We start from the raw sequence: 26,128 nt of genomic DNA on the forward strand, positions 1-26,128 counted from the left end.
AGCGGCAGCATTCGACATCGAAGAAGGACGTCGTTGCCGGCCCGCTGGTCAATCCTGAGTTCTGGCGGGAAATGAGCCTGACCACGGTCAAGGCGAGGCTCTATCCGTGGGCTGTCGGTTCGCTCGTCCACGAGGCGATGAGATCGGCGTGGCTAGGTGACGTCTCTCTTGCCGTCAAGGACCTTTTCGCTGCGGAAGCTGGATCGGACGAGTAATTCTTCCCATCATGCAATCCTGTTCCTGGCGCGCACCTTATTCCGCCGCCACCGGCATCAATTCCATCTGCTCATGCAGGATCACGCCCGACAGCGGATCAAACTCGCCAACCCACGGCGCGTGTTCAAGGGCTGCTCTGGTGTGCGAGTAACCAGCGTCCCACCGCTGCATGATGCCGCGCGGGCTGAAATCGATGTCCTTGGTGTGAGTTTCGCGATCAAGCTGCGGCGCAAGCAGACGCACGACGTGCATGCGTGTCTGACAGCCGTAACCGACCAGTTCGCGCACCTCCGGGGTGTTGCGTTCGCTGTCGGGCAGCCGTTCGGCCAATTGGTTGATGATGTGACGCAACCGATGCGCCTGCTGCTGGCGTGCGATGTGGCTCATGATGCGGCTGGAATATTGGACATCCTTGTGTCGATTCAGCACCTCCGCCATCGTGGTCGGCTCGAGACCCGCCGGATTCCACAGATGGACAGCGAAGATCAGCGAGTTCTTGCGGGGATTGTCATCGAACACGACTTCAGTCGGCGTGTTGGACAGAATTCCACCGTCCCAATAGAGCTCGCCGTCGATGCGGACGGCGGGAAAGGCCGGCGGCAACGCGCCGGAGGCCATAATATGCCTGATGGTGAGCTCGCCGTCGCGGCTATCGAAATAGTGCATCTGGCTGGTCCGCACGTGGGCGGCCCCGACCGTCAGGCGCGGCGAACAGCTGTTGAGCAGCTTGACGTCGACGAGTTCGCACAGGGTCTGCTCCAGCGGCGCGGTCGAGTAATAGCCGGCCCGTTCGGTACCCAGCGGGTAGCTGTCACCCGCATGAGCAAGGGCATTTGAACGAAAAAAGCCGGGAATTCCGTGGGTGATGGTCGCCCAGTAGGATAGCCGGTCATTGAAGTCGGGAAAGGCCGTCCGGATGTTCCAGACCGGATTTTGCTCCATCCGCTTCCAGAACTCTTTCAGGCGTGACAGCCGGTTCTCGACCGGATTGCCGGCGATGAGGCTGGCATTGATGGCGCCGATCGATGTGCCGATGATCCAGTCCGGCTCTATGCCTGCTTCGTGCAAGGCTTGATAGACACCTGCCTGGTACGAGCCCAAGGCGCCGCCGCCTTGCAACACCAGAACGACCTGGCCGGGGAGATCCTTGGCCAGCGATTTGATATTTCGCGACGAAGTTCTGTCCTGCATGTTGTGCTCCCATTCCGGCCTGGTCTAATATTCGCAAGCGCGCCGGCTCTGTTACGAGCGTCGTCTCAATGTGCTGTCCAACCGCCATCGACCGGCAAAGCAATTCCGGTAATCGACGCGGCTGCTTCGCTCGCCAGGAAAACCGCCAGCCCACCGATCTCCTCGACTGTCGCAAAGCGTTTGTTCGGTTGCTGGGCCAGCAGCACATCGCGGATCACCTGATCCCGAGAGATTCCATGCGCCTTGGCTTGTCCATCGATCTGGGCTTCGACCAGCGGGGTATAGACATAACCAGGGCAGATGGCGTTGCACGTACCTTCCTCGGCGATTTCGAGCGCCGCTACCTTTGTCAAGCCGACAATGCCGTGTTTGGCGGCGACATAGGCCCCCTTGAACGGCGAGGCGACCAGCCCATGCGCAGATGCCACATTGATGATGCGGCCGAATCCTTGTTTGCGCATCGCCGGCAGTGCCAGCCGCGTGGTGTGGAACGCGGACGATAGATTGATCGCAAGGATCTGATCCCATTTTTCGACCGGAAACTGGTCGAGCGGTGCGACGTGCTGAATACCGGCATTGTTGATGAGAATGTCGAGCCGACCAAAGTCGGCCAGCGTCACCGCGACCATCTCGGCGATCGCATCTGGCGACATCATATCGGCCGCTGAATAGCCGACCTTGACGCCATGATCGGCTTCTATCGCATCCTTCGTCCCGGCGATCTCGGCCGCGGCTCCGAAGCCATTCAGCATCACGTTTGCGCCAGCCGCGGCAAGCGCGCGGGCGATGCCAAGCCCGATCCCGCTGGTTGAGCCGGTCACCACGGCGGCCCTGCCATCGAGCAATTTTGCGTCAACGTCGGCATGCGATTTGATCTGGACATTCATCTTCTGAATCCCGCTTGCGTCGTCGGTGGTATCCGACAATCGCCAAAATCTGCATCGCAAAATGGATTCACGGAAATACCCTTTGACTTCCAAAACCATAGGTGCGCGCTATGGCCGCCTTGGCCCTCAATCGGCTAGACTGTTGGCCGGATCAGGGGAGTTCGACCATGGAAATGCATCAGGTTCGGTATTTCCTCGCGGTCGCGCGGACGCTCAACTTCACGCGTGCTGCGGATGAGTGCAATGTCACCCAGCCATCGCTGACGCGGGCCATCAAGCAGCTCGAGGCAGAGCTTGGCGGCGACCTGTTTCGCCGCGAGCGTCCGGCCGGATTGACCGAGCTCGGTCAGCGCATGCACCCCTTGCTGAAGCAATGCTACGAGGCCGCCGCCGGCGCGCGCTCGCTCGCCTCGTCATTCAAAAGCGGCGAAATCGGTGCGCTGAGAATCGCGCTCACCCACTCGATCGATCTGTGTCTGCTGATTCCCTTCCTCGATCAGATCAAGCGCCAGTTCAATCGGCTGGAATTCCGCTTTCTCCGTGGCGATAGCCGCGAAGTCGGAGACATGCTGAAGAAAGGCGAGGCGGAGCTTGGAATCGCAGCTGAGCTCGACCCGAATTGGGAGCGGCTCGACACTTGGCCGCTTTTTACGGAGGACTTTCAGCTCGTCGTCAACGCTGACCACCGGCTTGCCGATCAGGATAGCATCGACCTCGATGATCTGCGTTCCGAACAGCTTTTGTCGCGTGGGTACTGCGAGTATGGCCCGCGCTTGAACACCGTCTTGCGAGAGCACGGCATAGACGTCGATCATTGCCACGAAATCTCGAGCGAGCGCGATCTCATTGAGCTGCTTGAGGCCGGTATCGGCATCGCCGTGGTTCCTGACACCTCGCGGATACCGCAGACGCTCAAACGTACCTCGGTCGAGGGACTCGATGCCCGACGCACGGTCAATCTCTACGGCATCGCCGGTCGCGAGCGAACTGCGGTCGCATCTGCCGTTATGCGCATGCTGCGTGGCACCGATTGGCGGCAGTTTTTGGAGAAGAGCCGAGCCGCGTGAGAGGACCAATGCACGCGGGTCGCCCGGAAGCGCCTACCTCGCGTCCTTCAGAGCTCCGAGTAGATCCTCGATCGCCATGCGGCGCCGGAAGTCGGGATCAACAAAACGCGTTTTGACGATGCCATCGCATCCGATCACAAAGGCCGCAGGAATCGGCAACACCCAACCGTCGTTGCCGTGAAAGCTCGGCATGTCGAGATAAGAGAGAAGCCGCTCAATCTCTGCACCAAGCCAGATCGCCAGGTTGAGGGACAGCGCATAGCCATTGTCGAGATCGGTCAGCACTGGAAACGGTGCTCCGGCTTCGGACTTGAATTCTGCCGCATATTCCTGTGTCTCAGGCATGATGGCGACGACGTCCGCCCCCAGAGCCTTGATGCGGTCATAGGCCTTGATCACCGCCCTGACATTGAGCCGGCAATACGGGCACCAATGGCCGCGGAAAAACATCACCGCCAGCGGGCCTCGCTCGAGCAGAGAGGGCATGGCGATTAGGCGACCGCTTTCGTCGGGTAGCACGAAAGGTGGCATCGGCTCGCCAGGACGCGGCGCGTTTTCGCCGCCGCCATTTTCGTTGACCCTGATAACGAGGCGATCGACTGCGTCGCCATAGGCCGGAAAGATTTCCCGGCCTGCTGCCGCATAGGCTTGGAGCTGCTCGTTGAGAGTGCCTTCCATCTCCCGGCAGCGCTGAAAGGCGACCTTGAGCCGCTCGGCGTCGGCTGGGGAAAGCGATGTCATCCCTTGCTCCCGTATGTTTGACCTTCAGATGGCAATTCCTGCGCGGACCGCCCACCAGAGGCGCCTTTGTCTCCGCTAGGAGCATTGCACAAAGCACGATAGCATTGGGCTATCGATATCAGAGCGCGCCCGCATTTCATGTTTGGACGCCTGAGCGAGGATAGCCGTCCCCCGAGGGGTTTTCTATGTCCCGCTATAACGTACTGTGAATTGGCAAATTCGCTTCCGTTCCTTTCCTGATGTCCATCGTGGGCCATGCCGGTCATGAACTTGGAGATATGTTCGGCCTTGCAATGAAACTCGGCACCCGCGGGAGCGAGCTTCGTGACCACATCTCCGCCTGTCCGACCTTCGCGTCCGACATCAAGCACATGCTCGGCCGCGCTTGAGTCGCATAGCCCGCCGCTATCGACTCAACAGCCAACGGGCATTTCCCGAAGCAAGGGCCTTGCGCGATGCTCCTGACACGCCGGCCAGCCTTTCGGGGCCGCGACATCAAGGAGACAACAACATGTTCAATGACATCGCAACCTCGCGCAAGATCCGGCAAGCTCTCGGCGTCGCAAGCGCCATTGCCATTTCGCTCGCGACAGCATCCGCGGCTTTCGCCGGCGAATGTCCCGCCGACAAAATGAAGGCCAATGCCCGCTCGATGGTGGACTACAAGCCGGTTGGTGTTACCGACGTGACGCTTGGCTCCATCGATCTCGGCAAGCAACCCGCGCATATCGAGGGACGCGAACTGCGCTTCCGCAAGCTGACCATCGAGCCAGGTGGCATCGTGCCCTGGCACAGCCATGACGATCGGCCGGCGCTGATCTTTGTCCAGCAGGGCGAGGTCGTCGAATACGCCAGCAACTGCATCGATCCGATCGTGCACAAGGCAGGTGACCTGCGACCGGAGGTCTACGGCACCTCGCACTGGTGGAAGAACCTCGGCAAAGAGACCGTCATTCTCTACGTGGGTGATGTCCGCAAGGATCCGACTGACCACAACATGTAACGAGTGCTCCAGCCCCACGCCTCGTTACCGGATGTGACGACCCGGGAGCTACGTGTTGGCCCCGCACGCCCGGGGCGTCACATCCCCCTTCGATCACAGGAGCTGCGGCGATGACTGATATGCCGATGGAAGTCACAGCAAAACCAATGCAAGAGCTCGATCATTCGCCGGACGTAGCGCTGCGATCTCTCGTGATCGGCCTCACCGCATTCCTGACCGTCGTTGACCTGTTCGCAACTCAAGCAATTCTGCCAACTCTGACGCGGCACTACGGCGTCACGCCTGGTGCGATGGGCTTCGCCGTCAATGCCAGCACGATCGGTATGGCAGTCGCAGGACTGGCGGTCGGGTCCTTCAGCCCGCACATCGATCGCAGGACCGGCATTCTGGCAAGCCTGCTTCTGCTCGCGATTCCGACGAGCTTGCTTGCCATCGCACCGAACCTTACGGTCTTCACCATTCTTCGCATCATGCAGGGTCTCTGCATGGCGTCAGCCTTTACGTTAACCCTTGCCTATCTGGGCGAACAGTGCAGCGCAATAGATGCTGGCGGCGCCTTCGCCGCCTATATCACCGGGAACGTCGCAAGCAATCTGATCGGGCGTCTCATCTCGGCGTCCGTGTCCGACAATCTGGGCCTGGCGACGAATTTCTATTTCTTTGCCGTGCTCAATCTCGCAGGCGCACTGCTGGTCTACTTCACAATCAAGCGCGTCCAGCCCATGCACTCCATCGGCCCGGCACAATCGCCACTTTCGGCAATGATAGAGCATTGGCGCGATCCGGCCCTACGCGCGGCCTTCGGCCTTGGCTTCTGCATCCTGTTCGCGTTCATCGGCACCTTTACCTACGTCAACTTCGTCCTGGTCCGTGCCCCACTGTCGCTCGGTATGATGGGGGTGGGTTTTGTCTATTTCGTATTTCTCCCCTCCGTCGTCACGACGCTGCTGGCTGGCAAAGCGGTGGCACTGTTCGGCATGCGCCTGTCACTTTGGGGCGGTCTCGCAGTCGCCGCTCTAGGCCTGCCACTGATGCTCTCATCGCACCTTGCGGACGTGCTCGCGGGGATGGTGCTGATCGGGGTCGGCACGTTCTTTGCGCAAGCCTGCGCCACAGGCTTCGTCGGGCAAGCGGCGCGAACAAACCGCGGGGTTGCCAGCGGCACCTACCTTGCCTGCTATTTCTTCGGCGGTCTGGTCGGCAGCGCGGTGCTTGGTCAATTGTTCGATCACTTCGGATGGCTCGCCTGTGTCGCAGGCGTGGGCGTGGTGTTGGCATTGGGGTGCATTTTGACCGCAAGCCTCAGGATCCCGGTGTCCGGTCGATAACACGAGTGGTGGGCCCGGCAGTTCGCGGCAATGGCAGATTTCGGCCGACACGGAGGCTGCTCGCGCGCTCAATCGCTTTGTTGAACGTTCAGTAAAGTCACATACTAAACATTCTGCTGTGGCTGACCTTCTGGCTTTCCTGTTATCGGGACGGGCCGAATTGCGTCCGCTGGACCAGGCCGGCAGTCGTTGTTCGCCGCATTTGCCGCAATCCTCCGGCAATTTGTTGCATTGCGAACATCGACGCGTGCGCGTGCGAGCGTCGGGAATATTTTCGCCAAGGTCGCGAGAACCGGCTTGACGGGCCAAAAAATTTAGTACTACGTTTAGTAATACAAAAAACTAAACATCGCGCATCGAGCGCCGATGTGCAGGAGGAGCCCAAGCCAATGCCGGAGCCGTCTCCGGCGACGGTCCGTCTCGTCCTTCACTCATCGCTCCTCAAACTCGGTTTCAGGGTCTTGGCGTCGCTCCGGCAGGGCGCGCCGAGCGGGTTGGATGCTTCAACGAGAGAGGAAACGGATATGCGAACATTCAATTGGCTGAGAAGCTCGGCGGCCACCACGGTTCTCGGGGCGGCGCTGCTGGGGATATTTGGCGGAGGCGAAGCTGCGGCCCAGGGTAAGCAGCTCACGCTGTGCTGGGCGGCATGGGATCCGGCCAACGCGCTGGTCGAACTCGGCAAGGATTTCACCAAGCAATCCGGCATCGAGATGAAGTACGAGTTTGTCCCCTGGACGAGCTACGCGGATCGCTTCCTCAACGAGCTCAACTCCCACGGCAAGCTCTGCGACCTGATCATCGGCGACAGCCAGTGGATCGGCGGCGCCGCCGAGAACAAGTGGTACGTCAAGCTCAACGATTTCTTCGACAAAGAGCACATCTCGATGGACGACTTTGTCCCGGCGACCGTTGTCGGTTATTCGCAGTGGCCGAAGAATTCGGCGAACTACTGGGCGCTGCCGGCGATGGCCGACGCCGTGGGCTGGACCTATCGCAAGGACTGGTTCTCGCGGCCCGACATTCAGTCGGCTTTCAAGGCCAAGTACGGTCGTGATCTGGCGCCGCCGAAAACCTATGACGAGTTGAAGCAGATCGCGGAGTTCTTCCAGGGCCGCGAGATCGACGGCAAGAAGGTCTACGGTGCCTACATCTTCACCGAGCGCGGCTCCGAAGGCATCACGATGGGCGTGACCAACGTCCTCTACAATTACGGCTTCAGCTACGACAATCCGAAGAAGCCGTACCAGATGCAGGGCATCGTCAATTCCGCCGAGGCGGCCAAGGGGCTCGAATTCTACAAGGAGCTCTACAAGTGCTGCACCGCGCCGGGCATGACCAACGCCTACATGCAGGAAGGGCTCGATGCCTTCAAGTCGGGCCAGGTGGCGATGCAGATGAACTGGTTCGCCTTCTTCCCCGGCCTCTACAAGGATCCGAATGTGGGCGGCGACAAGATCGGCTTCTTCGTCAATCCGGCTGGCCCGAACGGGCATTTCACCCAGCTCGGCGGACAAGGCATCTCGGTGGTTGCGACCTCCGACCGCAAGGACGACGCGCTCGCCTATATCAAGTGGTTCGCGCAGCCCGCCGTGCAGCAGAAATGGTGGCAGATCGGCGGCTACTCGGCGCTCAAGGCGGTGGTCGACGCGCCGGACTTCCCGAAGAGCGCGGCGTTCGCGCCGCAATTCCTGGAGTCGATGGGCATCGTCAAGGACTTCTGGGCCGAGCCGTCCTACGCCCAGCTGCTGCTCGATATGCAGAAGCGGGTGCACGACTACGTCGTCGCCGACAAGGGCACGGCGCAGCAGGCGCTCGATCTCCTGGTCAAGGACTGGACCAAGGTGTTCAAGGAGCAGGGCAAGCAAGTCGCCTCGCAATAGCCCGAACGCCGCGTCCCAACTGAACTGGCTTCCCCGAGGTCAGCCTCGGGGAAGCCGAACCAGCCCAGCCGATGGACAAGATGACGACGATCCTGCAACCCGAGCATGCTACGATCCCGGGCGTGAGCGAGCCAGGCAAATCCCGCGCCGCGCGCCGCAGCCATGGTCTGTCCGACCGGACCATCGCGTGGCTGTTCGTCGCGCCGACGATTGCGCTGCTGCTCGCGATCAACATCTTCCCGCTGGTCTGGATGATCCGGCTGTCCTTCACCAGCCTCAACCTCAGTATGTCCTATCTGCCGCTGCGGTTTGTCGGGCTCGACAATTTCAGCGACATACTCAACGACGAGGACGTCTGGTTCCGGCTCCAGACCACCGCGCAATTCGTGATCTGCTCGGTCGCCTTGCAGGTCGTGGTCGGCTTTGGGCTCGCGCTTCTGATCAACCGTCAGTTCCGCGGCCACAGTTTCTGGACCACGATCATCCTGCTGCCGATGATGCTGTCGCCGGCGGTTGTCGGCAATTTCTGGACGCTGCTGCTGCAGCCGCAGATCGGCCCGTTCAACTATCTGATCAGCTTGTTCACCGGTGTGCCGCCGAGCTCTTTCAGCATGACTGGGCAGGTCGCGCTCGCGCCATGGACCATCGTGCTCGTCGACACCTGGATGTGGGCGCCCTACGTGATGCTGATCTGTCTCGCCGGGCTGCGCTCGATCCCGGATTACATCTACGAGGCGGCCGAAGTCGATCGTGCCTCGGCCTGGCGGCAGTTCTGGTCGATCACGCTGCCGATGACGGTGCCGTTCCTGATGCTGGCGGTGCTGTTTCGCGCGATCGAGAACTTCAAGATGTTCGACATGGTCAACCTGCTGACCTCCGGAGGGCCGGGGTCGACCACCGAGCTCGTATCGATCACCCTCAAGCGTGCGGCATTCGAGAAGTGGCGCACCGGCTATTCGTCCGCGCTCGCCATCATCCTGTTCGTGACCGTGTTCGGGGCCGCCAACATCTACGTCAAAGCGCTCAACAAGGTGAAGCAACGATGACCGCTGCCGTAGCCAAATCGGTCCTGGCCAGATCCAGCGCACACTCGATCGTCGAGGCCTCGCCGCGCATCAAGGCATTCGCTGGTGCTCTCGTCATCCTCTATGCGTTGATCACGATCCTGCCGCTAGTCTGGATCGTCGCCACCGCCTTCAAGTCGCAAAGCGATGCCATCGCCTATCCGCCCAAGGTGATCTTCGAGCCGACGCTCGAAGGTTATGTCAACCTGTTCACGGTGCGCACCCGCCAGACACCTGATTTCATCGCCAAGTTGCCGCCGCCGGAGACCTGGTATGACAAGCTCGTCCGCAAGCATGACATGGTCATTGCCGGACCGTCCAAAGTCGTCCCGCGCTTCGTCAACTCGCTCATCATCGGGTTCGGTTCGACCTTCCTCGCCGTCTTCCTCGGTACGCTCGCGGCCTACGCTTTCTCGCGCTTCCGCATTCCGTTGGCCGACGATCTCTTGTTCTTTATTCTGTCGACGCGGATGATGCCGCCGGTCGCGGTCGCGATCCCGATCTATCTGATGTACCGGCAGCTCAACCTGACCGACACCAGGCTCGGAATGATCCTGCTCTATACCGCCGTGAACGTCTCGCTCGCGGTCTGGCTGCTCAAGGGGTTCATCGACGAGATCCCACGCGAGTACGAGGAGGCGGCCCTCGTCGACGGCTACACGCGACTGCAGGCGCTGCGCAAGGTGGTGCTGCCGCAGGCCGTCACCGGAATTGCGGCGACCGCGATCTTCTGCCTGATCTTCTCCTGGAACGAATACGCCTTCGCGGTTCTGCTGACCAGCGGCGAGGCGCAGACCATGCCGCCCTTCATTCCTTTCATCATCGGTGAGGGCGGGCAGGACTGGCCGGCGGTTGCCGCCGCGACCACGCTGTTCGTCGTCCCGATCGTCATGTTCACCGTGCTGCTCCGCAAGCATCTGCTGCGCGGCATCACCTTCGGAGCGGTGCGCAAATGAGCGGTTCTGCTGTTGTTAAGGGTGCCAAGGGAACCAAGGGGGCATTGCACCGCTTCTTCAGCCGCGGGCGCTGGGAGGCCGTTGCGATGATTCTGATCGGGGGCGGCATCTTCATGCTGGTGCAGCCCTTCTCGATCGATCTGTACAGCTATTCATTCGTGACGATTCTCGCCGGCACGGTCGGCTTCGTCGTCGTCAGCCACTTTCCGGAATAGGGCCATGGCTCAGATCCGCATCGAAGATCTTCGCAAGTCGTTCGATCAGTTCACCGCGGTGGAAGGGTCGACCTTCACCATCGACGACGGCACTTTCTTTGCGTTGCTCGGCCCTTCCGGCTGCGGCAAGACCACCACCTTACGCATGATTGCCGGCCTCGAGCTGCCGACCGAGGGCAAGATCCTGCTCGACGGGGAGGACGTCACGTTCCACCGCGCCGCCGCCCGCGATATCGCGTTCGTGTTCCAGCTGTTCGCGCTCTATCCGCACATGAATGTCGGGCAGAACATCGGCTTCCCGCTGAAGTGCCAGGGCATGGCGCGGCACGAGATTCGTGAGCGGGTGCAGGAGACCGCGCGGATGCTGCGGATCGAGCATCTGCTGTCGAGCAAGACATCGAAGCTCTCGGGCGGCGACCGCCAGCGTGTCGCGCTCGGGCGAGCCATGGTGCGGCGCCCGAAGGCCTTCCTGATGGACGAGCCGCTGGGCGCGCTCGACGCCGAGTTTCGTCATCTGATGTGCGGCGAGCTGCGCGATTTGCACGATCGCATCAAGGCGACCACGGTCTATGTCACCCACGACCAGCTCGAAGCGATGTCGATGGCCGACCAGATCGCGATCATGAACAAGGGGCGCGTGGAACAGATCGGCACGCCGCAGGAGGTTTATGACCGGCCCGCCAGCATGTTCGTCGCGGACTTCATTGGCTCGCCGCCGATGAACTTCCTGCGCTTCGAGGGCGGCCTGCGATCTGGTGACCGGGCGATCAATTTTCACGACACCAGGCTCGTGGTGCCCGAGATCCGCGAGGACCGCGCCAGCGCCGCGCTGGCCCTCGGGATTCGCCCGGAACATATTCGATTCACCGACGCCGGATCCGTTCGCGGCGAGGTGTTCGGCGCGGAATATCTCGGCACGACGCAGATCGTCACAATCGACACGGCGTATGGACGGGTCGCGGCGCGGCTGCCGTCGAGCGCCTCGGTGCGGATCGGAGAGACCGTCGGCCTCGAATTCAACTCTGTTCGGCTCTCACTGTTCGATGCCGGCAGCGGCCTTGCAATCAGGACCGCCGGCGAGGAGGAGGGGCGCCATGGTTGACGTCAGCTTGCGCAATATCAGCAAGCGCTTCGGCGCGGTGGAGGCGGTGCGCGACCTCTCGCTGACGGTGAACGACGGTGAGTTCCTCGTCCTGCTGGGGCCGAGCGGTGCCGGCAAGACCACGACGCTGCGGCTGATCACCGGGCTCGAGAGCCCCGACGCCGGTTCGGTCATGATCGGCGGGCGCGACGTGACGCATGATCCGCCGGGTGCACGGGACATCGCATTCGTGTTCCAGCAATATTCGCTGTATCCGCATCTGTCGGTCTATGACAACCTCGCGTTCCCGCTGCGCTCTCCGGCGCGGCGCGTTCCGGAGCCACAGATCCGCAAGCGCGTCGAGCAGACCGCGGAGCTCCTGCATATCGCCAGCAAGTTGAATAATCGCGCCACCCGCCTGTCGGGAGGTGAGATGCAGCGGGTCGCGATCGGCCGCGCGCTGGTGCGCGATCCCTCGATCTATCTGATGGACGAGCCGCTGTCGTCGCTGGATGCAAAGCTTCGCGCCGAGCTTCGCCTCGAGCTGAAGCGGATCCAGCTCGAGCTCGGCGCGACGATCCTGTATGTGACCCACGACCAGGTCGAAGCCATGACGATGGCGTCAAGGATCGGCGTGATCAAGGACGGCCGGCTGCTTCAGCTCGGCACGCCGAGGGAGATCTACGAAAATCCATCCAGCAGCTACGTCGCGTCGCGGCTCGGGACGCCCCAGATCAATTTCGTGCCCGCACGGCTGCTGTCCGATGTGGCGATACCGCCGGAAACCGAGACGGTCGGCATCCGCACCGAGCACCTTCAGATCGCCGCGCGCAACGGCGGGCAGATGGTCGGCCGGGTGCATCGCGTCGAGCATCTCGGCGAGCAGAATCACGTTCACCTCGACTATAAGGGCGAAACGCTGGTGACGCTGGCGGATCCGCATCAACCGCTGCGGGCCGGCCAGGAGGTTGAATTGCAACTGGTGCGTCCGCTGTGTTTCGATCGTGCGGGGCAACGCATCGGCGCGATGGTCCAATAGGGGAGCGAGAGGTTCAGATAGATGTCTGTGCAACCGGAGACATTCAAGTCGCTGCTCAAGGCGGCCGCCGAGCAGCTCATCGCCAGCGCGCCGGAGCTCACGAGCCTGGACCAGGCGATCGGCGACGGCGACCACGGGACCAACATGAAGCGCGGCTTCGAAGCCGTGCTCGGCAAGCTCGATGCCATCTCGGCGCAGCCGCTCAACGAGGCATTCAAGGCGATCGGCAAGACCCTGGTCATGACGGTCGGCGGCGCCTCCGGCCCGCTTTATGGCAGTTTCTTTCTCGCCGCGGGCGAGGCGCTGTCGCAAGACAAACACCTGCCTGACGATCTCGCCGACGTGTTCGGTAGCGGCGTGGACGCGGTGAGCGCGCGGGGCCGCTCGCAGGCCGGCGAGAAGACGATGCTCGATGTGCTCGTTCCGGTGCTGGAGACACTGAAAGCGGGCGCCGGCCAGCCCGATCTGATCGCGCGGGTGCGCATCACCGCAGCTGAAGCGGTTGAGCGCACAGTGCCGATGCAAGCCACCAAGGGCCGGGCGTCGTTCCTCGGTGCGCGCAGCGTCGGTCATGTCGATCCCGGGGCACGATCGAGCTGCGTTCTGCTGCACGCTGTGTGCGCTGGCCTGGAGGCGCGGCAATGACCGATACCGTAGGGATCGTGATCGTCTCGCATTCCCGGGATATTGCCAAGGGAACCGCGGACATGGTGCGGCAGATGGTCGGCAGCGAGGTCAAGGTCGCCTTCTGCGGCGGCAATCCCGATGGTGGTCTCGGCACCAGCGTGCCGCTGATCATCGACGCCATCAACGACGCCTGGTCGTCGAAAGGCGTTGCTGTGCTTGTCGACCTCGGCGGCGCCGAGACGAACAGCGAAATGGCGGTCGAAATGCTGGAGCCGGCGCGGCGTGATCTCGTTGTCGTCTGCAACGCCCCGATCGTCGAGGGCGCCGTCATGGCGGCGACCGAAGCTGCGGGCGGCAGCTCGCTGGCCCAGGTCAGAGCCGTGGCCGAGGAACTCTCTGCCGACTGAGCCGGCGGGGAAGCGATGATGGATGATGAGCATGCTTGATAAAGCGGACGAACAGATCTTCACCGGCAGTGTGCGGTTGGTGCATGCGGTTGGCATGCACGCGCGCCCCGCGGTCAAGCTGACCAAGCTCGCCAAGAAGTTCCAGGCTCAGATCTCGGTGCGGGTCGCGGGCGCGCCTGAATGGATCAATGCCAAGAGCGTGGCCAAGATCATGGCAATGCGCGCGGCACACGGCAGCACGATCGATATCAAGGCCTCCGGCAGCGATGCCGAGGTCGCGGTCGCGGCGTTGGTCGATCTGATCGCGAGCGATTTCCCGGATGGAGCACCATAGCATGCAGGGCGGCGCTGCAGGGCTGGCCTACCGCGGCAGGACCGCCTCGATCGGCTTTGCCCATGGCCCGTTCGTCCGTGTCGACGCGGGCGCGGCCGGCGAGCGTGTGGCCGGCACACTGGTCGAGGAGGCGCTGGCCTTGCGCAATGCGATCGACGTCGCGAGTGGCCAGATCGCGGATCTTGCCGCCAGCGCCGGCGGCGAAGCTGCGCAGATCCTCGAATTCCAGGTTGCGCTGCTGGAGGATGAGGATTTGATCGAGGCGATCTTCGCGTCGATCGGCGAGGGACGTCCAGCCGATATCGCATGGCGTTCGACGCTCGACGCGCACATCGCCGACTACAATTCCGCGCCGGACGACTATCTGAAAGCGCGTTCCTCCGATCTTGCGGATTTGCGCGACCGCGTGGTCCACATTCTGCGTGGCGACCACGGGCAGCCGCTGAAGGTCCCGAGCGGGGGCGTGGTCTGCGCCGACGATCTGCCGCCATCGCGATTCCTCGAGATTGACTGGTCCGGCGGCGGCGGCCTGGCGCTGTTGCGGGGCAGCCCGACCAGCCATGTCGCGATGCTGGCGCGGGCGCGTGGCATCCCGATGGTGGTGCAACTCGGTTCAATTCCAGACATCGGCACCATGGCGTTGCTCGACGGCGAAGGCGCGACGCTGGAACTCGATCCCAATGCCGAACAGGTCCGTACTTTCGAGAAGCGGCGCGACAGCCATCTCAAGAGCAGGGCATCCGCGCGCGCAATCCTGCGGCGGCCGACAGCCTCCTGGCGCGGCGAGCGGATCAAGCTCTTCATCAACATCCAGCGCGTCGAGGATCTCGAGCATGCCGACGCGCAATATGCCGACGGCATCGGCCTGATGCGGACTGAATTCCTGCTCGCCGGCCGGAGCGTGCCGGACGAGGAGACCCAATTCCAGGCCTATGACGCGATATTGCGCTGGGCTGGCCAGCGGCCCGTCACCATCCGCACGTTCGATGCGGGCGGCGACAAGCCGGTGCCCGGGTTCACGCTGGATGGCGAGGCCAATCCGTTTCTCGGCGTGCGCGGCTTGCGGCTTTGCCTGGCCCGGCCCGAGATCTTTGCGGTCCAGCTCCGCGCGCTGGCGCGGGCCGCGGTGCGCGGCAATCTCAAGGTCATGTTCCCGATGGTCACCTCGGCGGACGAGCTCGAGGCGGGACGGAAGCTGTTCGCCGATGCCGTGCAGCGCTTGCAGGCGGACGGCATTGCCGCAATGCTTCCCGAACTGGGAATCATGGTCGAAGTCCCGGCGGCGGCCCTTGCGGTATCTAGCTTCAAGGCCGCCTTCTTCTCGATCGGCTCGAACGATCTCGCGCAATATGTCCTGGCCTGCGATCGTTCCAACGGAGCTCTCGCCCCCTTGATGGACCCTCTGCATCCCGCAGTGCTCGAACTGATCGCGCGGACCGCGGAGCACGGCCGCCGCGCCGGCATCAGTGTCAGCCTCTGCGGCGACATGGCCGGTGATCCGCGCTGCCTGCCCGCCTTGCTGAATTGCGGACTGCGCGAATTGTCCGTGAACGCCTCGGCGCTGGCGCAGATCAAGCACACCATTGACCGGCTGAGCAGCGGAGGCAGCGTTGGCTGACACGGCGGCCGATGACGCGCCCGAAGCGGGCGCGGTTGCGGTCTACAAGCGCATCTTCAAGGAAGTCCTTGAGAGCCGCCCGTCCGGCATGCGGCTTCGGCTGGCCCATGCCATGGGCAAGAACCGCAGCTTCGTCAGCCAGATCAGCAATCCCGCATATCCGGTGCCGATACCGGTGCAGCATCTCAACACGATCTTCGATGTCTGCCACTTTCCGCCACAGGCGAAGGCAGCCTTCCTTCGCGCCTATGCGCGCGCACATCCGCGCCGCGTCGGCCGGTTGAGCGAAGGCTCGCACGAGCGGACGCTGACGCTGCATCTGCCGGACCTCGGCAGCGCCAAGCGCAACGCCGAGCTCGACACGCTGCTCCAGGAGTTCACGCGGCGACTGATTGCCATCATGCGGGAAAAATAGGCGAGAAACGCCAAACGGACGAAGCGGGGAGGACACAATGAAGAAGTTCATCAATTCGGTCGACAACGTGCTCGGCGAAAGCCTCGACGGTTTCGCGGCCGCGCACGCCGATCTGGTTGTGCTGGGCGCCGAGCGCAAATTCGTCCGCCGCCGCGAGCTGAACTCGAAGAAAGTCGCGCTGGTCTCGGGCGGCGGCAGCGGGCACGAACCGCTGCATGCCGGTTTCGTCGGCTACGGCATGCTGGATGCCGCCTGTCCCGGCCAGGTGTTCACTTCGCCGACGCCGGACCAGATCGTCGAGGCCGCACAGGCGGTCGCGGGCGATGCCGGCGTCCTGTTCATCGTCAAGAACTATGCCGGCGACCGCATGAACTTCGAGATGGCAGCCGAGATCGCCGAGGGTCGCATCGCCACCATCGTGACCGATGACGATGTCGCGGTCGAGAAGTCGACCTACAGCACCGGGCGGCGCGGCGTCGCCGGCACGTTGATTGTCGAGAAGATCGTCGGCGCCGCGGCCGAGAAGGGCGCCGATCTCGCCTCCTGCGTGGCGCTCGGCGAGCGCATCAACGCACAGACGCGCTCGATGGGCGTTGCGCTGACCAGCTGCACCGTCCCGGCTGCGGGCACGCCGACCTTTGCACTTGACGAAGACGAGATGGAGATGGGGGTCGGCATTCACGGCGAGCCTGGCCGCCGCCGCGTCAAGCTCGCGCAGGCCGACGCGATCGCCGCCGAGATGATCACCGCGATCGCCGATGACCTTGGCGCGCGCACCGGTACTGAGGCGCTGCTGCTCGTCAACGGCTTCGGCGGCACGCCGACGATCGAGCTCTATCTGATGTACAACGCGGCGCGCCGGATGCTGGAGGAGCGAGGCCTGCGCATCGCCCGTTCGCTGGTCGGCAGCTATGTCACATCGCTGGACATGGCGGGTTGCTCGCTCACCGTAAGCCTGCTCGACAGCGAGACCACCGCGCTCTGGGATCATCCCGTGCGTACGGCCGCATTGAAATGGTGACCGCCGTGGTGGGCGGCCGCTGATTTTCAGATTGCGCCCTGACCGACGATGGGCCGGGGTCTCAGGCATGCACCGGAAGTCTGCCGGTTCACCCTCCCTGAAACTTGCCGTGTCCTTCGGGCGCGGCATCTTTTTTGCGCGGAGTAGACAGGATCTCCGGCGATCGTGAGTGCCAAGCCATCGATTTGCTGGTGGGCCCGGCAGGACTCGAACCTGCAACCATGAACGGGCATAGCGGTTCGGTTGTGAATTTGCCCTTGGATGCATGCTCCACAATTCGCCTGACGCGGAGCATTTGGACTGTTCGGACGGCGTTAAGAGGCAGCAGAACCGAGTGAAGGATGAGGATTGGATACAAGCCGTCGAAGAACGCGTATGCGATGAACGCGACATTGCTCAAGATGGCCGTGATCCTGAGCTGGAGCATCGTCTTCATGCAAAACGTGGCGAAGACGAGAAGAGATGCGAGATAGCCGGCGGCTTCAACCCAGGACTTCGAGCCGCAGAGCAAAACGTCTGAGCAGCGCATTTCCGCGTCTTTCTATGAACTTGCCCGTGAAGAGCGCGACGACGCCTGTACCTGTGGCTCAACGGGCCTGGATACCGAAGCAAACGCAAAAATCAGATGCTGATCGGCTAGAAGAATCCGGCACTGAGATCTAGCCCATAACTTACCGACAGCAGCCACACCAAGAGGGCGGCTCCACAGAACAACGCGGTCTGCTTGAGGACGTTTGCCTGCAATGACGATGCGGGGAATACCCGGACAAAAGCGTTTGCAATCGCAGCAATTGCAGCGGCCCGCATGATGATCTCCAGGAGTTGGCAAGTGGTGCGCCAACAGCGCCTCGATCAGGGAATGTTGATCGCCGGCAGCGGGCCAGTGGGTCGGATCAACGCTTTAGCAGGTTGCTCCTGCGCGAAGGCCGCGAGTGCAATCAAAACGGCGCATAATAGGGCGATGAAAAAGCCGAGACGCCACCGCCGCTCCGTCCGGCCGTCGTCGGGCGTGTCAAGCCGGCGCGCGCCCGTTGCTGTGCGCATCGTTAATCTCCGAATATCGTGACGGTGAGAAGGCCAGTCTTCCCAACACCCGCACTGAATATCTCGCCAGTTGATGCGTCTGGGAACTACCTAGAAAGGTGGTCCGGTGTCTCCTATGCTTGCTCGAAGGTCGGTGACCTGCGCACTCGTTTCGGGGGGGACATGTATCTATCCACGGATTCCACCAATCCGCAGAATCAAGATGTCTATGTACTCTGGGATCGGCTGGCCGAGTTCTCCGTCGGCGACGGCGACGCCGCACTGACACATCTGCTAGCCGCACTGCGTACCATGTTGTCGGCACGCAATGTGCTATGGGGCGTTGTCGTGCGATTGCCTTCGCCGAAGCGGGCCGATCCCTTGCTCGGTTGGCGTCCGCGCCTCGTCCGGGTGCTGGACCCGATACCGGCGGTGGCTGCATCCGTGCAGAAGCAGTTCGATACGCTCTGGTCCCGCGACGTCGACCTGTCTCAGATCCTTTCCATGTCGGGAGATGAGCCGTTCCGCGTCCGCCTGCTGTTCGAAGCGCTGCCGCCGGAATGGTTCGAGGGCGAGCACTATCGGCGGCACTATTTGGACGTCGGCTTCGCCGACAGCATTTCCGTGCGCATTGCGCTCAATGACGACGTGAGGATTCGCCTGTTCGTATTTCGCGATGCGGAGGCCCCTCGCTTCTCGGCGCAGGACGGCCAGCGTCTGGGCTTCGTGATGCGCGGGTTGAGATGGTTTCACCGTCAGCAACTGCTCAGCCACGGCCTGCTCATCGCCAATGCACCCCTGACACCTGCTGAACGCAGGGTGTTGCTCGCACTGCTCGACGGGCACACCGAAAAGCAGATCGCGCAAAGGCTTGACCAAAGTCCGAACACCACGCATTTCCACGTCAAGTCGATCTACGCCAAGTTCGGCGTGCGCAATCGCTCGGCGCTCACCGCGCTGTGGCTCGGCAAGCTGCGATAACGAACTTACAGTTGATTTGCTGGTGGGCCCGGCAGGACTCGAACCTGCAACCAGACCGTTATGAGCGGCCGGCTCTAACCATTGAGCTACAGGCCCCGCCGCCTTGCGGGCCGCGGGGCGCGGCCGGCAACGGTGCGGGCTCCGTTTACAGGCTGACTGCGGTTTCGGCAATGCCGCCCGCACCTCTGCGCCGACGCCACCGGGCCGGCCACGTCTTGCGGCCGGCATCGCTGGAACAGCGGCCGGCAGCCATCCTGTCTGGCCCTCCGTCTTTCTGGCGACCGGCCCCTCAATCCACCGAGACGCCGGCAAACTCGACGACTTTGCGCCATTTCTCGGTCTCGTCGGCCACCAGCTTGCCGAATTCGGCCGGGGCCATCGGCTTCGGGATGCCGCCGACCTCGGCAAGGCGCGCCACCAGCTTGGGATCCTTCAGCGCTTCGCCGACCGCTTTGTTGAGCGCGTCGACGATTTCCGGCGGGGTGCCCTTCGGCGCCGAGATGCCGTAGAAGCCGACCGCCTCGAATCCCGGCACGGTCTCGGCGATCGCCGGCACGTCGGGCACGCTGGCCCAGCGCTTCGGCGAGGTCACGCCGAGCGCGCGGACGTTGCCGCCGCGGGCCTGCTCCAGCGCCGACGGCAGATTGTCGAAGATCAACTGCACCTTGTTGGAGATGATGTCGGGGAAGGCGATCGCGGATCCCCGGTACGGCACATGCAGCATGTCGCACTTGGTCATCGCCTTGAACAGCTCGGCCGACATGTGCACCGAGGTGCCGTTGCCCGACGAGGCATAGGAGATCTTGCCGGGATTGGCCTTGCAGTAGTCGATGAACTCCTGGACGGTCTTCACCGGCATCGCGTTCGACACCACCAGCATGTTGGTGAGCTGCATGATGCTCGCGACCGGGGTGGTATCGCGCAGGAAGTCGAACGGCAGCTTCTTGTAGAGCGAGGTCGAGATCGCGTTGTTGGGCGCGACGAACAGCAGCGTATAGCCGTCAGCCGGCGAGTTGATCGCGGCCGCGGCGGCGATGTTGCCGCCCGATCCGGTGCGGTTCTCGACGATGAATTGCTGGCCGAAATGATCCGACAGCCACTGGCTCATGATGCGGGCGACGATGTCGACCGGACCGCCGGCGGCAAACCCGATCACCCACCGCACCGGGCGGTTCGGATAGTCGGATGCGGATGAGGGGGCAATCGAGGCGAGGCAGCAAATCAAACCAAGCAAAGCGACACGCGCGAACCGGATCATCGTCTCTCCCGTCATTTTCTTGTGACTGTTGCCGGCATCGTTTCACAAAACGCTGGCTTTGCCTACGATGTCGCCCGTGCGACGATAGTCGCGCTCACGTGGAATGCTTGAGGCTCGGGATGAAATTCGCTGTTATGATGTGCGCCGGCGCGCTGCTGCTCGCGGGCGGGGCGGCGGCGCAAGAGGGGAGCAAGACCATTTCCAAGACCACGATCAGTTTCGCCACGGCGACGCCGGGTGGCGGCTTTCCGCTCTATGGCAATGCCTTCGCCGAGGTGATGAATGCGGCGGACCCGACGCTGTCGATCGAGCCGCGCAACACCAAGGGCTCCAATGAGAACATCCCACTGCTCGAGGCCGGCAACGTCGATATCGCGACCGTGGCGGGGGAGCCGTCCTATGAAGCCTTCATGGGCATCGGCCGGCCGAAGGTCACGAAGCTGAAGATCCTCACCGCGATGTATTCGAGCCCGGGCATGTTCGTGGTGCGTGCCGACAGTCCTTACAAGACGATCCAGGACCTGGTCGGCCAGCCCGTCGCGTTCGGCGCCAAGGGCTCCGGCCTGCCGATCCTGTCGCGCTACATCCTCGACGGCATCGGGCTGAAGCAGGACGAGGACTTCAAGTCGATCTATCTCGATCGCGCCGGCGACGGGCCCGCGATGGTCGAGGACGGCCGCGCCGCCGCATTGTGGGGCGCCGGCATCGGCTGGCCCGGCTTCACCAAGATGGCCGAGAGCGCCACCGGCGCGCGCTTCATCGCGCCGACCACGGACGAGATAGCCCGCATCCGCGCCAAGCACACGTTCCTCAAGCCGCTGACGATCCCCGCCGGCAGCTATCTGAAGCAGACCGCAGCAATCTCTTCGGTCGGCTCCTGGAGCTACATCCTGGTGCGCGAGGCCTTGCCCGACGACGTCGCCTATCGGCTGGCGAAGACGCTGCACGGCATCGAGGCGACCTTCTGCAACAAGCTCGCCCAGGCGTGCGAGACCACGGCGGCGAACACCGTCGCCGCCGCGCCTGATACCAACCTGATCCACCCCGGCGTGCTCAGATATTTCCGCGAGATCGGGGTGGCGAAATGACCTCTGCATGGACGCGCTATCGCGCAGAGGTCATTCCGGGGCGCGCGAAGCGCGAACCCGGAATCTCGAGATTCCGGGTTCGATGCTGACGCATCGCCCCGGAATGACGACCTTCGGTCGTCATTTCTTCGCCATCGCGCAGGCCGGGTCCGGCGGGCCGAACGCGTCCTCGCCCGAGATCTTGGCCAGGATCTTGTAGTAGTCCCACGGATATTTCGACTCGGCCGGGGTCTTGACCTGCACGAGCCAGAGGTCGTGCACCATCAGATTGTCCTCGCGCAGCTTGCCGTTGCGGGCGAAGAAGTCCTCGACCGGCTTCTCGCGCATCTTGGCCGCGACCTTGAGCGGATCGTCGGTGCCGGCATCCTTGATCGCGTTCAGATAGGCGGTCACGGAGGAGTAGACGCCGGCCTGCCACATCGTCGGCATCCGGTTCATCTTGGCGAAATAGCGCTTCGACCACTCGCGGGTCTTGTCGTCCATGTCCCAGTAGAACGAGGTGGTCAGCAGCAGGCCCTGCGCGGCCGACAGCCCGATCGAGTGGATGTCGGTGATCAGCGCCAGCAGCGCCGCCATCTGCTGCCCGCCGGCGAAGACGCCGAACTCGGCGGCGGTCTTGATCTCGTTGGTGTTGTTGGGCGGTCCGCCGGCAATGCCGATGATCTTGGCCTTCGAGGCCTGCGCCTGCAGGATGAAGGACGACAGATCGGGCGTCGCAAACGGCGGCCGCACCGCGCCGAGCACCTTGCCGCCGTTCTTGGTCACGATCGCGGAGGCGTCCTTCTCCAGCGAGTGACCGAACGCATAATCGTCGGTGATGAAGAACCAGCTGTCGCCGCCGCGCTTCACCACCTCCTGCGCGGTGCCGACCGCGAGCGCCCTGGTGTCGAATACCCACTGTATCGCGTAGGGCGAGCAGAACTTGCCGTGGAAATCGGTCGCGCCGGTCGAATGCGTGATGAACAGCTTCTTCTTCTCGTTGGCCATGTTCTGCACCGCGAGCCCGACCGCCGAGACCGGCACGTCGACGATGAGGTCGACCTGATCGACGTCATACCAGCGTCGCGCGATGGTCGCGCCGATATCCGGCTTGAGCTGGTGATCGCCGACGATCACCGAGATTGGCTTGCCGAGCACCTTGCCGCCGAAATCGTCGACGGCCATCTGCGCGGCCGTGACCGAGCCCTGGCCGGTCGGCGTCGAGGCGGGGCCGTTCATGTCGGTCAGCACGCCGATCTTGACGATGTCGTCGGATACCTGCGCCGATACGGTCGGGGAGGCCAGCAGCGCGGCTGCGAGCGTCCCGAACATGGCTAGTCTGGTGGCCTTCATTCTGTCTCCCTCCTGAATTGGCGCATTGGCCATTATTGGTTGTGCCGGGCCTTCGGGGACCCGGTCATATTGGTTTCTTTTGCAACTATATTGGGGACCGCGTCAACGCGCCATCGGTCTAATGACGCAGCCCCGGTCGGGCGAGAGGCAGTTTCTTTCGGGGCCGATTCAGTCCATAGCGGGCCATGGTCACCGCCCAGCGCCTTCCGCCTTCGCTCACCCCGCTCGATGCGGCACTGGCTGCCGTGCTGCGCGACGTCGGGCCGGTCCAGCCGATCGCGTTGCCGCCGACCGACGCCTTGCGCTGTATTGCGGCCGAGATGCCGGCCTTGCGCGCCTACCCGCCGCACGATGTCGCGGTCAGCGACGGGTGGGCGATGCGCGCCAATGACCTGGTCGGCGCGTCGTCCTATGCGCCGTTGCCGCTGGTCGAATCTCTGGTCTGGGTGGCGGCAGGCGCCGCGATGCCTGACGGCACCGACTGCGTGGTCGATGCCGATGCCGTCGATACCTCCGGTCCGCTTCCGCAGGTGCTCGCCGAAGCAATCCCGGGGCAGGGCGTCAGGCGTGCCGGCAGTGACATCGCCGTCGGGCGCAGCGTGATCGCAGCAGGGGAGCCGCTGCTGCCGCGCGGCCTGCTGCTCGCGCGCGCGGCCGGACTGCAGATGTTGCGCGTGCGCCGGCCGCGGCTTCGCATCGTCAACATCGCCAATGGCGAGCTGACCGCACAACTGATCGCTGATACCGCGCGCCTCGCGGGCGCTGAGGTCGTCGGCATCGACGCGGCGCCCGATGTGGCGGCGATTGCAAACGCACTCGAACCAGACGGCTGCGATCTGATGGTCACGATCGGCGGCACCGGCGTTGGTCACACCGATGCTGTGGTGAATGCGCTGGCAAGGCGTGGCGCACTGATCGCGCACGGGATCGCGCTGCAGCCTGGGCGCACCGCAGCGGTCGGTCGGATCGATGCATCGCCGGTCGTCGCCTTGCCCGGCGCGCCGGATCAGGCTTTCGCGGCCTGGTGGGCGATTGCGCTTCCTGTGCTCGACCGCCTGTCGAGCCGGCGCGCGCGCAAAACGCTGGCGCTGCCGCTGGAACGCAAGATCGCCTCCGGCGTCGGCGTTGCCGAGGTCGCGCTGCTGATACGCGAGCAAGGTTCCTGGACGGCGCTTGCCATCGGCGACCTGTCGCTCGATGCCATCGCGCACGCCGAAGCCCTGCTGATCGTGCCCGGCGCTGCCGAGGGCTTCGCTGCGGGCACGGTGGTCGATGCCTATATGTTGCGGGAGTGAGTTCCCGAGATGAGCAACACGTTCACGCCGAAATCCAACCCGTCCGTCGAGCAGGACCAGTTCCTGACCATCCTGTCGCGCGAGGAGGCGCTCGCGCGCTTTGAGGCGGCGCTGTTCCCGCGCCAATTGCCATCCGAGAAACGGCTGCTCGCCGATGCGCTCGGCCGTGCGCTGGCGGAGGACGTGGTGGCGCCGATCGACGTGCCGCCATTCGATCGCTCCAATGTCGACGGCTTTGCGGTGCGCTCGGCCGATCTGGTGCGCGCCGGCGAGGCCGCGCCGGTGCAGCTCGCGCTGAACGACGAGACGATTTCGTGTGGGACTGCGCCCACCCTGCCGGTGCTCCCGGGTACTGCAACTGCGATCGCGACCGGCGGTCCGGTACCGCGCGGCGCTGATGCCATCGTGATGGTCGAGCACACCCAGCTCGCCGGCCACGGCACCATCGAGGTCCGGCGTGCGGCATCGCCCGGCCAGTTCGTGTCCTATGCCGGCTCCGACATCGCGCGCGGCGAGGCCCTGCTGCGCGCGGGGACGATGATCGGGTCGCGCGAGATCGGCATGCTCGCGGCCTGCGGCATCGCCGAGGTTGCGGTGACGCGCCGTCCGCGCGTCGCGATCCTCTCGACCGGCGACGAATTGGTGCAGCCGGGCGAGAAGCTGCGGCCGGCCGCCATCTACGACACCAATGGTGCGATCGTCACCGCGGCGATTGCCGAGAACGGCGCCGACGCGTCGTTCCTTGGCGCGATCGCCGACAACGAGGCGATGCTCGAGGCCGCGATGCGCAAGGCGCTCGCGGACAGCGACATGCTGGTGCTGTCAGGCGGCACCTCCAAGGGCGCGGGTGACGTCTCGCACCGGATCATCGCTCGCCTCGGCAAGCCCGGCATCATCGCGCATGGCGTGGCGCTGAAGCCCGGCAAGCCGCTGTGCCTTGCGGTGTGCGACGGCAAGCCGGTGGTCATCCTGCCGGGCTTTCCGACCTCGGCGATGTTCACCTTCCACGACATGATCGTGCCGGTGCTGCGGCGGATGGCCGGGCTGCCGCCGCGATCGGATGCCAAGGTGGCGGCGAAGGTGCCGGTGCGCATCGCCTCCGAGCTCGGGCGTACCGAGTTCGTGATGGTGTCGCTGGTCGAAGGCGCCGACGGCCTGATCGCCTATCCCGGCGGCAAGGGCTCGGGCGCGATCACGTCGTTTGCGCAGGCCGACGGCTTCCTGAAGATCGAGGCGCTCGCCGACCAGTTGCCGGCCGGCAGCGAGGCCGAGGTGACGCTGTTCACGCCGCATGTGCGGGTGCCCGATCTCGTCATCGTCGGCAGCCATTGCACCGGGCTCGATCTCGTCACGGCGCCGCTGGCGCATGCCGGTCTCGTGGTGCGCTCGATCGCGGTCGGTAGTCTCGGCGGGCTCGCTGCCGCCAAGCGCGGCGAATGCGATCTCGCCCCGATCCATTTGTTCGACGACAAGACCGAGACCTACAACACACCGTATCTGGCCGACGGGCTCGAGCTGGTGCCGGGCTGGCGGCGCATGCAGGGCATCGTGTTCCGCAAGGACGACACGCGCTTTGCCGGCTTGAGCGCAGAGCAGGCGGTGCGCGCCGCGCTCGCCGATCCCGCCTGCATCATGGTCAACCGCAACCAGGGCGCCGGCACCCGCATCCTGATCGATCGCTTGCTCGCGGGCAGCCGGCCCGACGGTTACTGGAATCAGCCGCGCTCGCACAATGCGGTTGCGGCCGCGGTGGCGCAGCACCGCGCCGACTGGGGCATGACCATCGCGCCGGTCGCCGATGCGTCGGGACTCGGCTTCATACCGCTCGCCGAAGAGCATTATGACTTCGCATTGGTGACGGCGCGCAAGCAGCGGCCCGCGGTGCAGGCCTTTCTCGATGCGCTGGCGTCGGATGAAGGGCGGGCTGCATTGACGAAGGCAGGGTTCAGGCCGGCGTAGCCGGTGTGCCGCTCTGCCGCACCATCACAGCTGTCGTCCCTGCGAAAGCAGGGACCCATACGCTGCGGCGGGCGTTGCAGGCGGGACTCGCCGTTCCAG

The 26,128-nt window shown here is 63.7% G+C and carries 27 protein-coding genes and 1 tRNA gene; 19 read left to right on the plus strand and 9 right to left on the minus strand.

Translation table 11 applies throughout. The annotated features are described in order from the left end of the window. Window positions 1-252 precede the first annotated feature (252 nt). Window positions 253-1,407 (minus strand): patatin-like phospholipase family protein, encoded by a 1,155-nt coding sequence (locus QA635_RS12345; RefSeq protein ID WP_283069300.1) that lies wholly within the window; start codon window positions 1,405-1,407, stop codon window positions 253-255. 65 nt (window positions 1,408-1,472) lie between these two features. Next, window positions 1,473-2,294, minus strand: coding sequence for a 3-hydroxybutyrate dehydrogenase (locus tag QA635_RS12350; protein ID WP_283069301.1), 822 nt, complete (start codon window positions 2,292-2,294; stop codon window positions 1,473-1,475). Between the two features lie 167 nt (window positions 2,295-2,461). Between QA635_RS12350 and QA635_RS12355 the strand changes: the two genes are divergently transcribed. Then, a complete protein-coding gene (locus QA635_RS12355; protein WP_283069303.1) occupies window positions 2,462-3,361 on the plus strand; it encodes a LysR family transcriptional regulator in 900 nt (299 codons plus the stop codon). Between the two features lie 33 nt (window positions 3,362-3,394). Here the strand turns inward: QA635_RS12355 and QA635_RS12360 are convergent, their stop codons facing one another. Beyond that, window positions 3,395-4,102 carry a peroxiredoxin-like family protein gene (locus QA635_RS12360; RefSeq protein ID WP_283069304.1) on the minus strand — a complete coding sequence of 236 codons (708 nt, stop codon included), beginning with the start codon at window positions 4,100-4,102 and terminating at the stop codon, window positions 3,395-3,397. A gap of 511 nt (window positions 4,103-4,613) precedes the next feature. Here QA635_RS12360 and QA635_RS12365 point away from each other — a divergent pair. The 14 genes from QA635_RS12365 (at window position 4,614) to dhaK (ending at window position 17,093) form a co-directional block, all read left to right on the plus strand. Next, on the plus strand, window positions 4,614-5,105 hold the full coding sequence (locus QA635_RS12365) for a cupin domain-containing protein (protein ID WP_283069305.1): 492 nt from the start codon (window positions 4,614-4,616) through the stop codon (window positions 5,103-5,105). 110 nt (window positions 5,106-5,215) lie between these two features. Further along, the gene (locus tag QA635_RS12370) at window positions 5,216-6,433 is read left to right on the plus strand and encodes an MFS transporter (RefSeq protein WP_283069307.1); all 1,218 of its coding nucleotides are present in this window, start codon (window positions 5,216-5,218) and stop codon (window positions 6,431-6,433) included. 524 nt (window positions 6,434-6,957) lie between these two features. Continuing rightward, window positions 6,958-8,316 (plus strand): ABC transporter substrate-binding protein, encoded by a 1,359-nt coding sequence (locus tag QA635_RS12375; protein ID WP_028335636.1) that lies wholly within the window; start codon window positions 6,958-6,960, stop codon window positions 8,314-8,316. A 71-nt stretch (window positions 8,317-8,387) separates the two neighbouring features. Continuing rightward, entirely contained in the window at window positions 8,388-9,362 is a 975-nt protein-coding gene (locus QA635_RS12380) for a carbohydrate ABC transporter permease (RefSeq protein WP_283069309.1), read from the plus strand. Continuing rightward, entirely contained in the window at window positions 9,359-10,336 is a 978-nt protein-coding gene (locus tag QA635_RS12385; RefSeq protein ID WP_283069311.1) for a carbohydrate ABC transporter permease, read from the plus strand. Before QA635_RS12380 ends, QA635_RS12385 begins: the two co-directional genes overlap by 4 nt. After that, window positions 10,333-10,551 (plus strand): hypothetical protein, encoded by a 219-nt coding sequence (locus QA635_RS12390; protein WP_283069313.1) that lies wholly within the window; start codon window positions 10,333-10,335, stop codon window positions 10,549-10,551. Before QA635_RS12385 ends, QA635_RS12390 begins: the two co-directional genes overlap by 4 nt. A gap of 4 nt (window positions 10,552-10,555) precedes the next feature. Then, window positions 10,556-11,653: an ABC transporter ATP-binding protein gene (locus tag QA635_RS12395; protein WP_283069314.1), complete on the plus strand. Its 1,098-nt coding sequence runs from the start codon at window positions 10,556-10,558 to the stop codon at window positions 11,651-11,653. Next, window positions 11,646-12,671 carry an ABC transporter ATP-binding protein gene (locus QA635_RS12400; RefSeq protein ID WP_283069316.1) on the plus strand — a complete coding sequence of 342 codons (1,026 nt, stop codon included), beginning with the start codon at window positions 11,646-11,648 and terminating at the stop codon, window positions 12,669-12,671. The genes QA635_RS12395 and QA635_RS12400 overlap by 8 nt, the downstream gene beginning before the upstream one ends. A 21-nt stretch (window positions 12,672-12,692) precedes the next feature. After that, window positions 12,693-13,316, plus strand: a complete 624-nt coding sequence (gene dhaL, locus QA635_RS12405) for a dihydroxyacetone kinase subunit DhaL (RefSeq protein WP_283069318.1) — start codon at window positions 12,693-12,695, stop codon at window positions 13,314-13,316. Then, window positions 13,313-13,705: a dihydroxyacetone kinase phosphoryl donor subunit DhaM gene (gene dhaM / locus QA635_RS12410; RefSeq protein ID WP_028163196.1), complete on the plus strand. Its 393-nt coding sequence runs from the start codon at window positions 13,313-13,315 to the stop codon at window positions 13,703-13,705. Before dhaL ends, dhaM begins: the two co-directional genes overlap by 4 nt. 31 nt (window positions 13,706-13,736) lie before the next feature. Further along, complete coding sequence (locus tag QA635_RS12415; RefSeq protein WP_253607394.1) at window positions 13,737-14,039, plus strand: HPr family phosphocarrier protein; 303 nt, start codon at window positions 13,737-13,739, stop codon at window positions 14,037-14,039. Then, on the plus strand, window positions 14,026-15,657 hold the full coding sequence (ptsP, locus tag QA635_RS12420) for a phosphoenolpyruvate--protein phosphotransferase (RefSeq protein WP_283069325.1): 1,632 nt from the start codon (window positions 14,026-14,028) through the stop codon (window positions 15,655-15,657). Before QA635_RS12415 ends, ptsP begins: the two co-directional genes overlap by 14 nt. Then, a complete protein-coding gene (locus QA635_RS12425; RefSeq protein ID WP_283069327.1) occupies window positions 15,650-16,072 on the plus strand; it encodes a hypothetical protein in 423 nt (140 codons plus the stop codon). The genes ptsP and QA635_RS12425 overlap by 8 nt, the downstream gene beginning before the upstream one ends. Before the next feature lie 37 nt (window positions 16,073-16,109). After that, window positions 16,110-17,093, plus strand: a complete 984-nt coding sequence (gene dhaK / locus QA635_RS12430; protein ID WP_283069329.1) for a dihydroxyacetone kinase subunit DhaK — start codon at window positions 16,110-16,112, stop codon at window positions 17,091-17,093. An 88-nt stretch (window positions 17,094-17,181) separates the two neighbouring features. Here dhaK and QA635_RS12435 read toward each other — a convergent pair whose 3' ends face one another. The 3 genes from QA635_RS12435 to QA635_RS12445 all read right to left on the minus strand — a co-directional run bounded on the left by QA635_RS12435 (window position 17,182) and on the right by QA635_RS12445 (window position 18,137). Next, window positions 17,182-17,622: a hypothetical protein gene (locus tag QA635_RS12435; protein WP_283069331.1), complete on the minus strand. Its 441-nt coding sequence runs from the start codon at window positions 17,620-17,622 to the stop codon at window positions 17,182-17,184. A gap of 107 nt (window positions 17,623-17,729) precedes the next feature. Continuing rightward, complete coding sequence (locus tag QA635_RS12440; protein ID WP_283069332.1) at window positions 17,730-17,900, minus strand: hypothetical protein; 171 nt, start codon at window positions 17,898-17,900, stop codon at window positions 17,730-17,732. Between the two features lie 45 nt (window positions 17,901-17,945). Continuing rightward, entirely contained in the window at window positions 17,946-18,137 is a 192-nt protein-coding gene (locus tag QA635_RS12445; RefSeq protein ID WP_225159937.1) for a hypothetical protein, read from the minus strand. A 24-nt stretch (window positions 18,138-18,161) separates the two neighbouring features. Between QA635_RS12445 and QA635_RS12450 the strand changes: the two genes are divergently transcribed. Beyond that, a complete protein-coding gene (locus tag QA635_RS12450) occupies window positions 18,162-19,097 on the plus strand; it encodes a helix-turn-helix transcriptional regulator (protein WP_283069334.1) in 936 nt (311 codons plus the stop codon). Between the two features lie 20 nt (window positions 19,098-19,117). Here the strand turns inward: QA635_RS12450 and QA635_RS12455 are convergent. Further along, window positions 19,118-19,193, minus strand: a tRNA-Ile gene (locus QA635_RS12455). Between the two features lie 193 nt (window positions 19,194-19,386). Further along, window positions 19,387-20,355, minus strand: a complete 969-nt coding sequence (locus QA635_RS12460) for a Bug family tripartite tricarboxylate transporter substrate binding protein (RefSeq protein WP_283069335.1) — start codon at window positions 20,353-20,355, stop codon at window positions 19,387-19,389. A gap of 119 nt (window positions 20,356-20,474) precedes the next feature. Between QA635_RS12460 and QA635_RS12465 the strand changes: the two genes are divergently transcribed. Continuing rightward, entirely contained in the window at window positions 20,475-21,443 is a 969-nt protein-coding gene (locus QA635_RS12465; RefSeq protein ID WP_283069336.1) for a TAXI family TRAP transporter solute-binding subunit, read from the plus strand. Between the two features lie 120 nt (window positions 21,444-21,563). On the opposite strand, the gene QA635_RS12470 is transcribed toward QA635_RS12465, so the two are convergent. After that, on the minus strand, window positions 21,564-22,775 hold the full coding sequence (locus tag QA635_RS12470; RefSeq protein WP_425249151.1) for an ABC transporter substrate-binding protein: 1,212 nt from the start codon (window positions 22,773-22,775) through the stop codon (window positions 21,564-21,566). 185 nt (window positions 22,776-22,960) lie between these two features. On the opposite strand from QA635_RS12470, the gene QA635_RS12475 reads away from it, so the two are divergent. Together QA635_RS12475 and QA635_RS12480 are read left to right on the plus strand one after the other, a co-directional pair. Next, window positions 22,961-24,070, plus strand: a complete 1,110-nt coding sequence (locus tag QA635_RS12475) for a molybdopterin-binding protein (RefSeq protein WP_283069337.1) — start codon at window positions 22,961-22,963, stop codon at window positions 24,068-24,070. 9 nt (window positions 24,071-24,079) lie between these two features. Then, a complete protein-coding gene (locus tag QA635_RS12480) occupies window positions 24,080-26,029 on the plus strand; it encodes a molybdopterin biosynthesis protein (RefSeq protein ID WP_283069339.1) in 1,950 nt (649 codons plus the stop codon). Window positions 26,030-26,128: the final 99 nt, after the last annotated feature.

This window comes from Bradyrhizobium brasilense (assembly GCF_029714345.1).
GTDB lineage: Bacteria > Pseudomonadota > Alphaproteobacteria > Rhizobiales > Xanthobacteraceae > Bradyrhizobium > Bradyrhizobium australafricanum.

Excerpts from the sequence above, each read along its gene's own strand:
- QA635_RS12345 (WP_283069300.1), bottom strand. The coding sequence starts at position 1,407 with ATGCAGGACAGAACTTCGTCGCGAAATATCAAATCGCTGGCCAAGGAT.
- QA635_RS12350 (WP_283069301.1), bottom strand. The coding sequence starts at position 2,294 with ATGAATGTCCAGATCAAATCGCATGCCGACGTTGACGCAAAATTGCTC.
- QA635_RS12355 (WP_283069303.1), top strand. The coding sequence starts at position 2,462 with ATGGAAATGCATCAGGTTCGGTATTTCCTCGCGGTCGCGCGGACGCTC.
- QA635_RS12360 (WP_283069304.1), bottom strand. The coding sequence starts at position 4,102 with ATGACATCGCTTTCCCCAGCCGACGCCGAGCGGCTCAAGGTCGCCTTT.
- QA635_RS12365 (WP_283069305.1), top strand. The coding sequence starts at position 4,614 with ATGTTCAATGACATCGCAACCTCGCGCAAGATCCGGCAAGCTCTCGGC.
- QA635_RS12370 (WP_283069307.1), top strand. The coding sequence starts at position 5,216 with ATGACTGATATGCCGATGGAAGTCACAGCAAAACCAATGCAAGAGCTC.
- QA635_RS12375 (WP_028335636.1), top strand. The coding sequence starts at position 6,958 with ATGCGAACATTCAATTGGCTGAGAAGCTCGGCGGCCACCACGGTTCTC.
- QA635_RS12380 (WP_283069309.1), top strand. The coding sequence starts at position 8,388 with ATGGACAAGATGACGACGATCCTGCAACCCGAGCATGCTACGATCCCG.
- QA635_RS12385 (WP_283069311.1), top strand. The coding sequence starts at position 9,359 with ATGACCGCTGCCGTAGCCAAATCGGTCCTGGCCAGATCCAGCGCACAC.
- QA635_RS12390 (WP_283069313.1), top strand. The coding sequence starts at position 10,333 with ATGAGCGGTTCTGCTGTTGTTAAGGGTGCCAAGGGAACCAAGGGGGCA.
- QA635_RS12395 (WP_283069314.1), top strand. The coding sequence starts at position 10,556 with ATGGCTCAGATCCGCATCGAAGATCTTCGCAAGTCGTTCGATCAGTTC.
- QA635_RS12400 (WP_283069316.1), top strand. The coding sequence starts at position 11,646 with ATGGTTGACGTCAGCTTGCGCAATATCAGCAAGCGCTTCGGCGCGGTG.
- dhaL (WP_283069318.1), top strand. The coding sequence starts at position 12,693 with ATGTCTGTGCAACCGGAGACATTCAAGTCGCTGCTCAAGGCGGCCGCC.
- dhaM (WP_028163196.1), top strand. The coding sequence starts at position 13,313 with ATGACCGATACCGTAGGGATCGTGATCGTCTCGCATTCCCGGGATATT.
- QA635_RS12415 (WP_253607394.1), top strand. The coding sequence starts at position 13,737 with ATGCTTGATAAAGCGGACGAACAGATCTTCACCGGCAGTGTGCGGTTG.
- ptsP (WP_283069325.1), top strand. The coding sequence starts at position 14,026 with ATGGAGCACCATAGCATGCAGGGCGGCGCTGCAGGGCTGGCCTACCGC.
- dhaK (WP_283069329.1), top strand. The coding sequence starts at position 16,110 with ATGAAGAAGTTCATCAATTCGGTCGACAACGTGCTCGGCGAAAGCCTC.
- QA635_RS12435 (WP_283069331.1), bottom strand. The coding sequence starts at position 17,622 with ATGCGCTGCTCAGACGTTTTGCTCTGCGGCTCGAAGTCCTGGGTTGAA.
- QA635_RS12440 (WP_283069332.1), bottom strand. The coding sequence starts at position 17,900 with ATGCGGGCCGCTGCAATTGCTGCGATTGCAAACGCTTTTGTCCGGGTA.
- QA635_RS12445 (WP_225159937.1), bottom strand. The coding sequence starts at position 18,137 with ATGCGCACAGCAACGGGCGCGCGCCGGCTTGACACGCCCGACGACGGC.
- QA635_RS12460 (WP_283069335.1), bottom strand. The coding sequence starts at position 20,355 with ATGATCCGGTTCGCGCGTGTCGCTTTGCTTGGTTTGATTTGCTGCCTC.
- QA635_RS12465 (WP_283069336.1), top strand. The coding sequence starts at position 20,475 with ATGAAATTCGCTGTTATGATGTGCGCCGGCGCGCTGCTGCTCGCGGGC.
- QA635_RS12470 (WP_425249151.1), bottom strand. The coding sequence starts at position 22,775 with ATGAAGGCCACCAGACTAGCCATGTTCGGGACGCTCGCAGCCGCGCTG.
- QA635_RS12475 (WP_283069337.1), top strand. The coding sequence starts at position 22,961 with ATGGTCACCGCCCAGCGCCTTCCGCCTTCGCTCACCCCGCTCGATGCG.
- QA635_RS12480 (WP_283069339.1), top strand. The coding sequence starts at position 24,080 with ATGAGCAACACGTTCACGCCGAAATCCAACCCGTCCGTCGAGCAGGAC.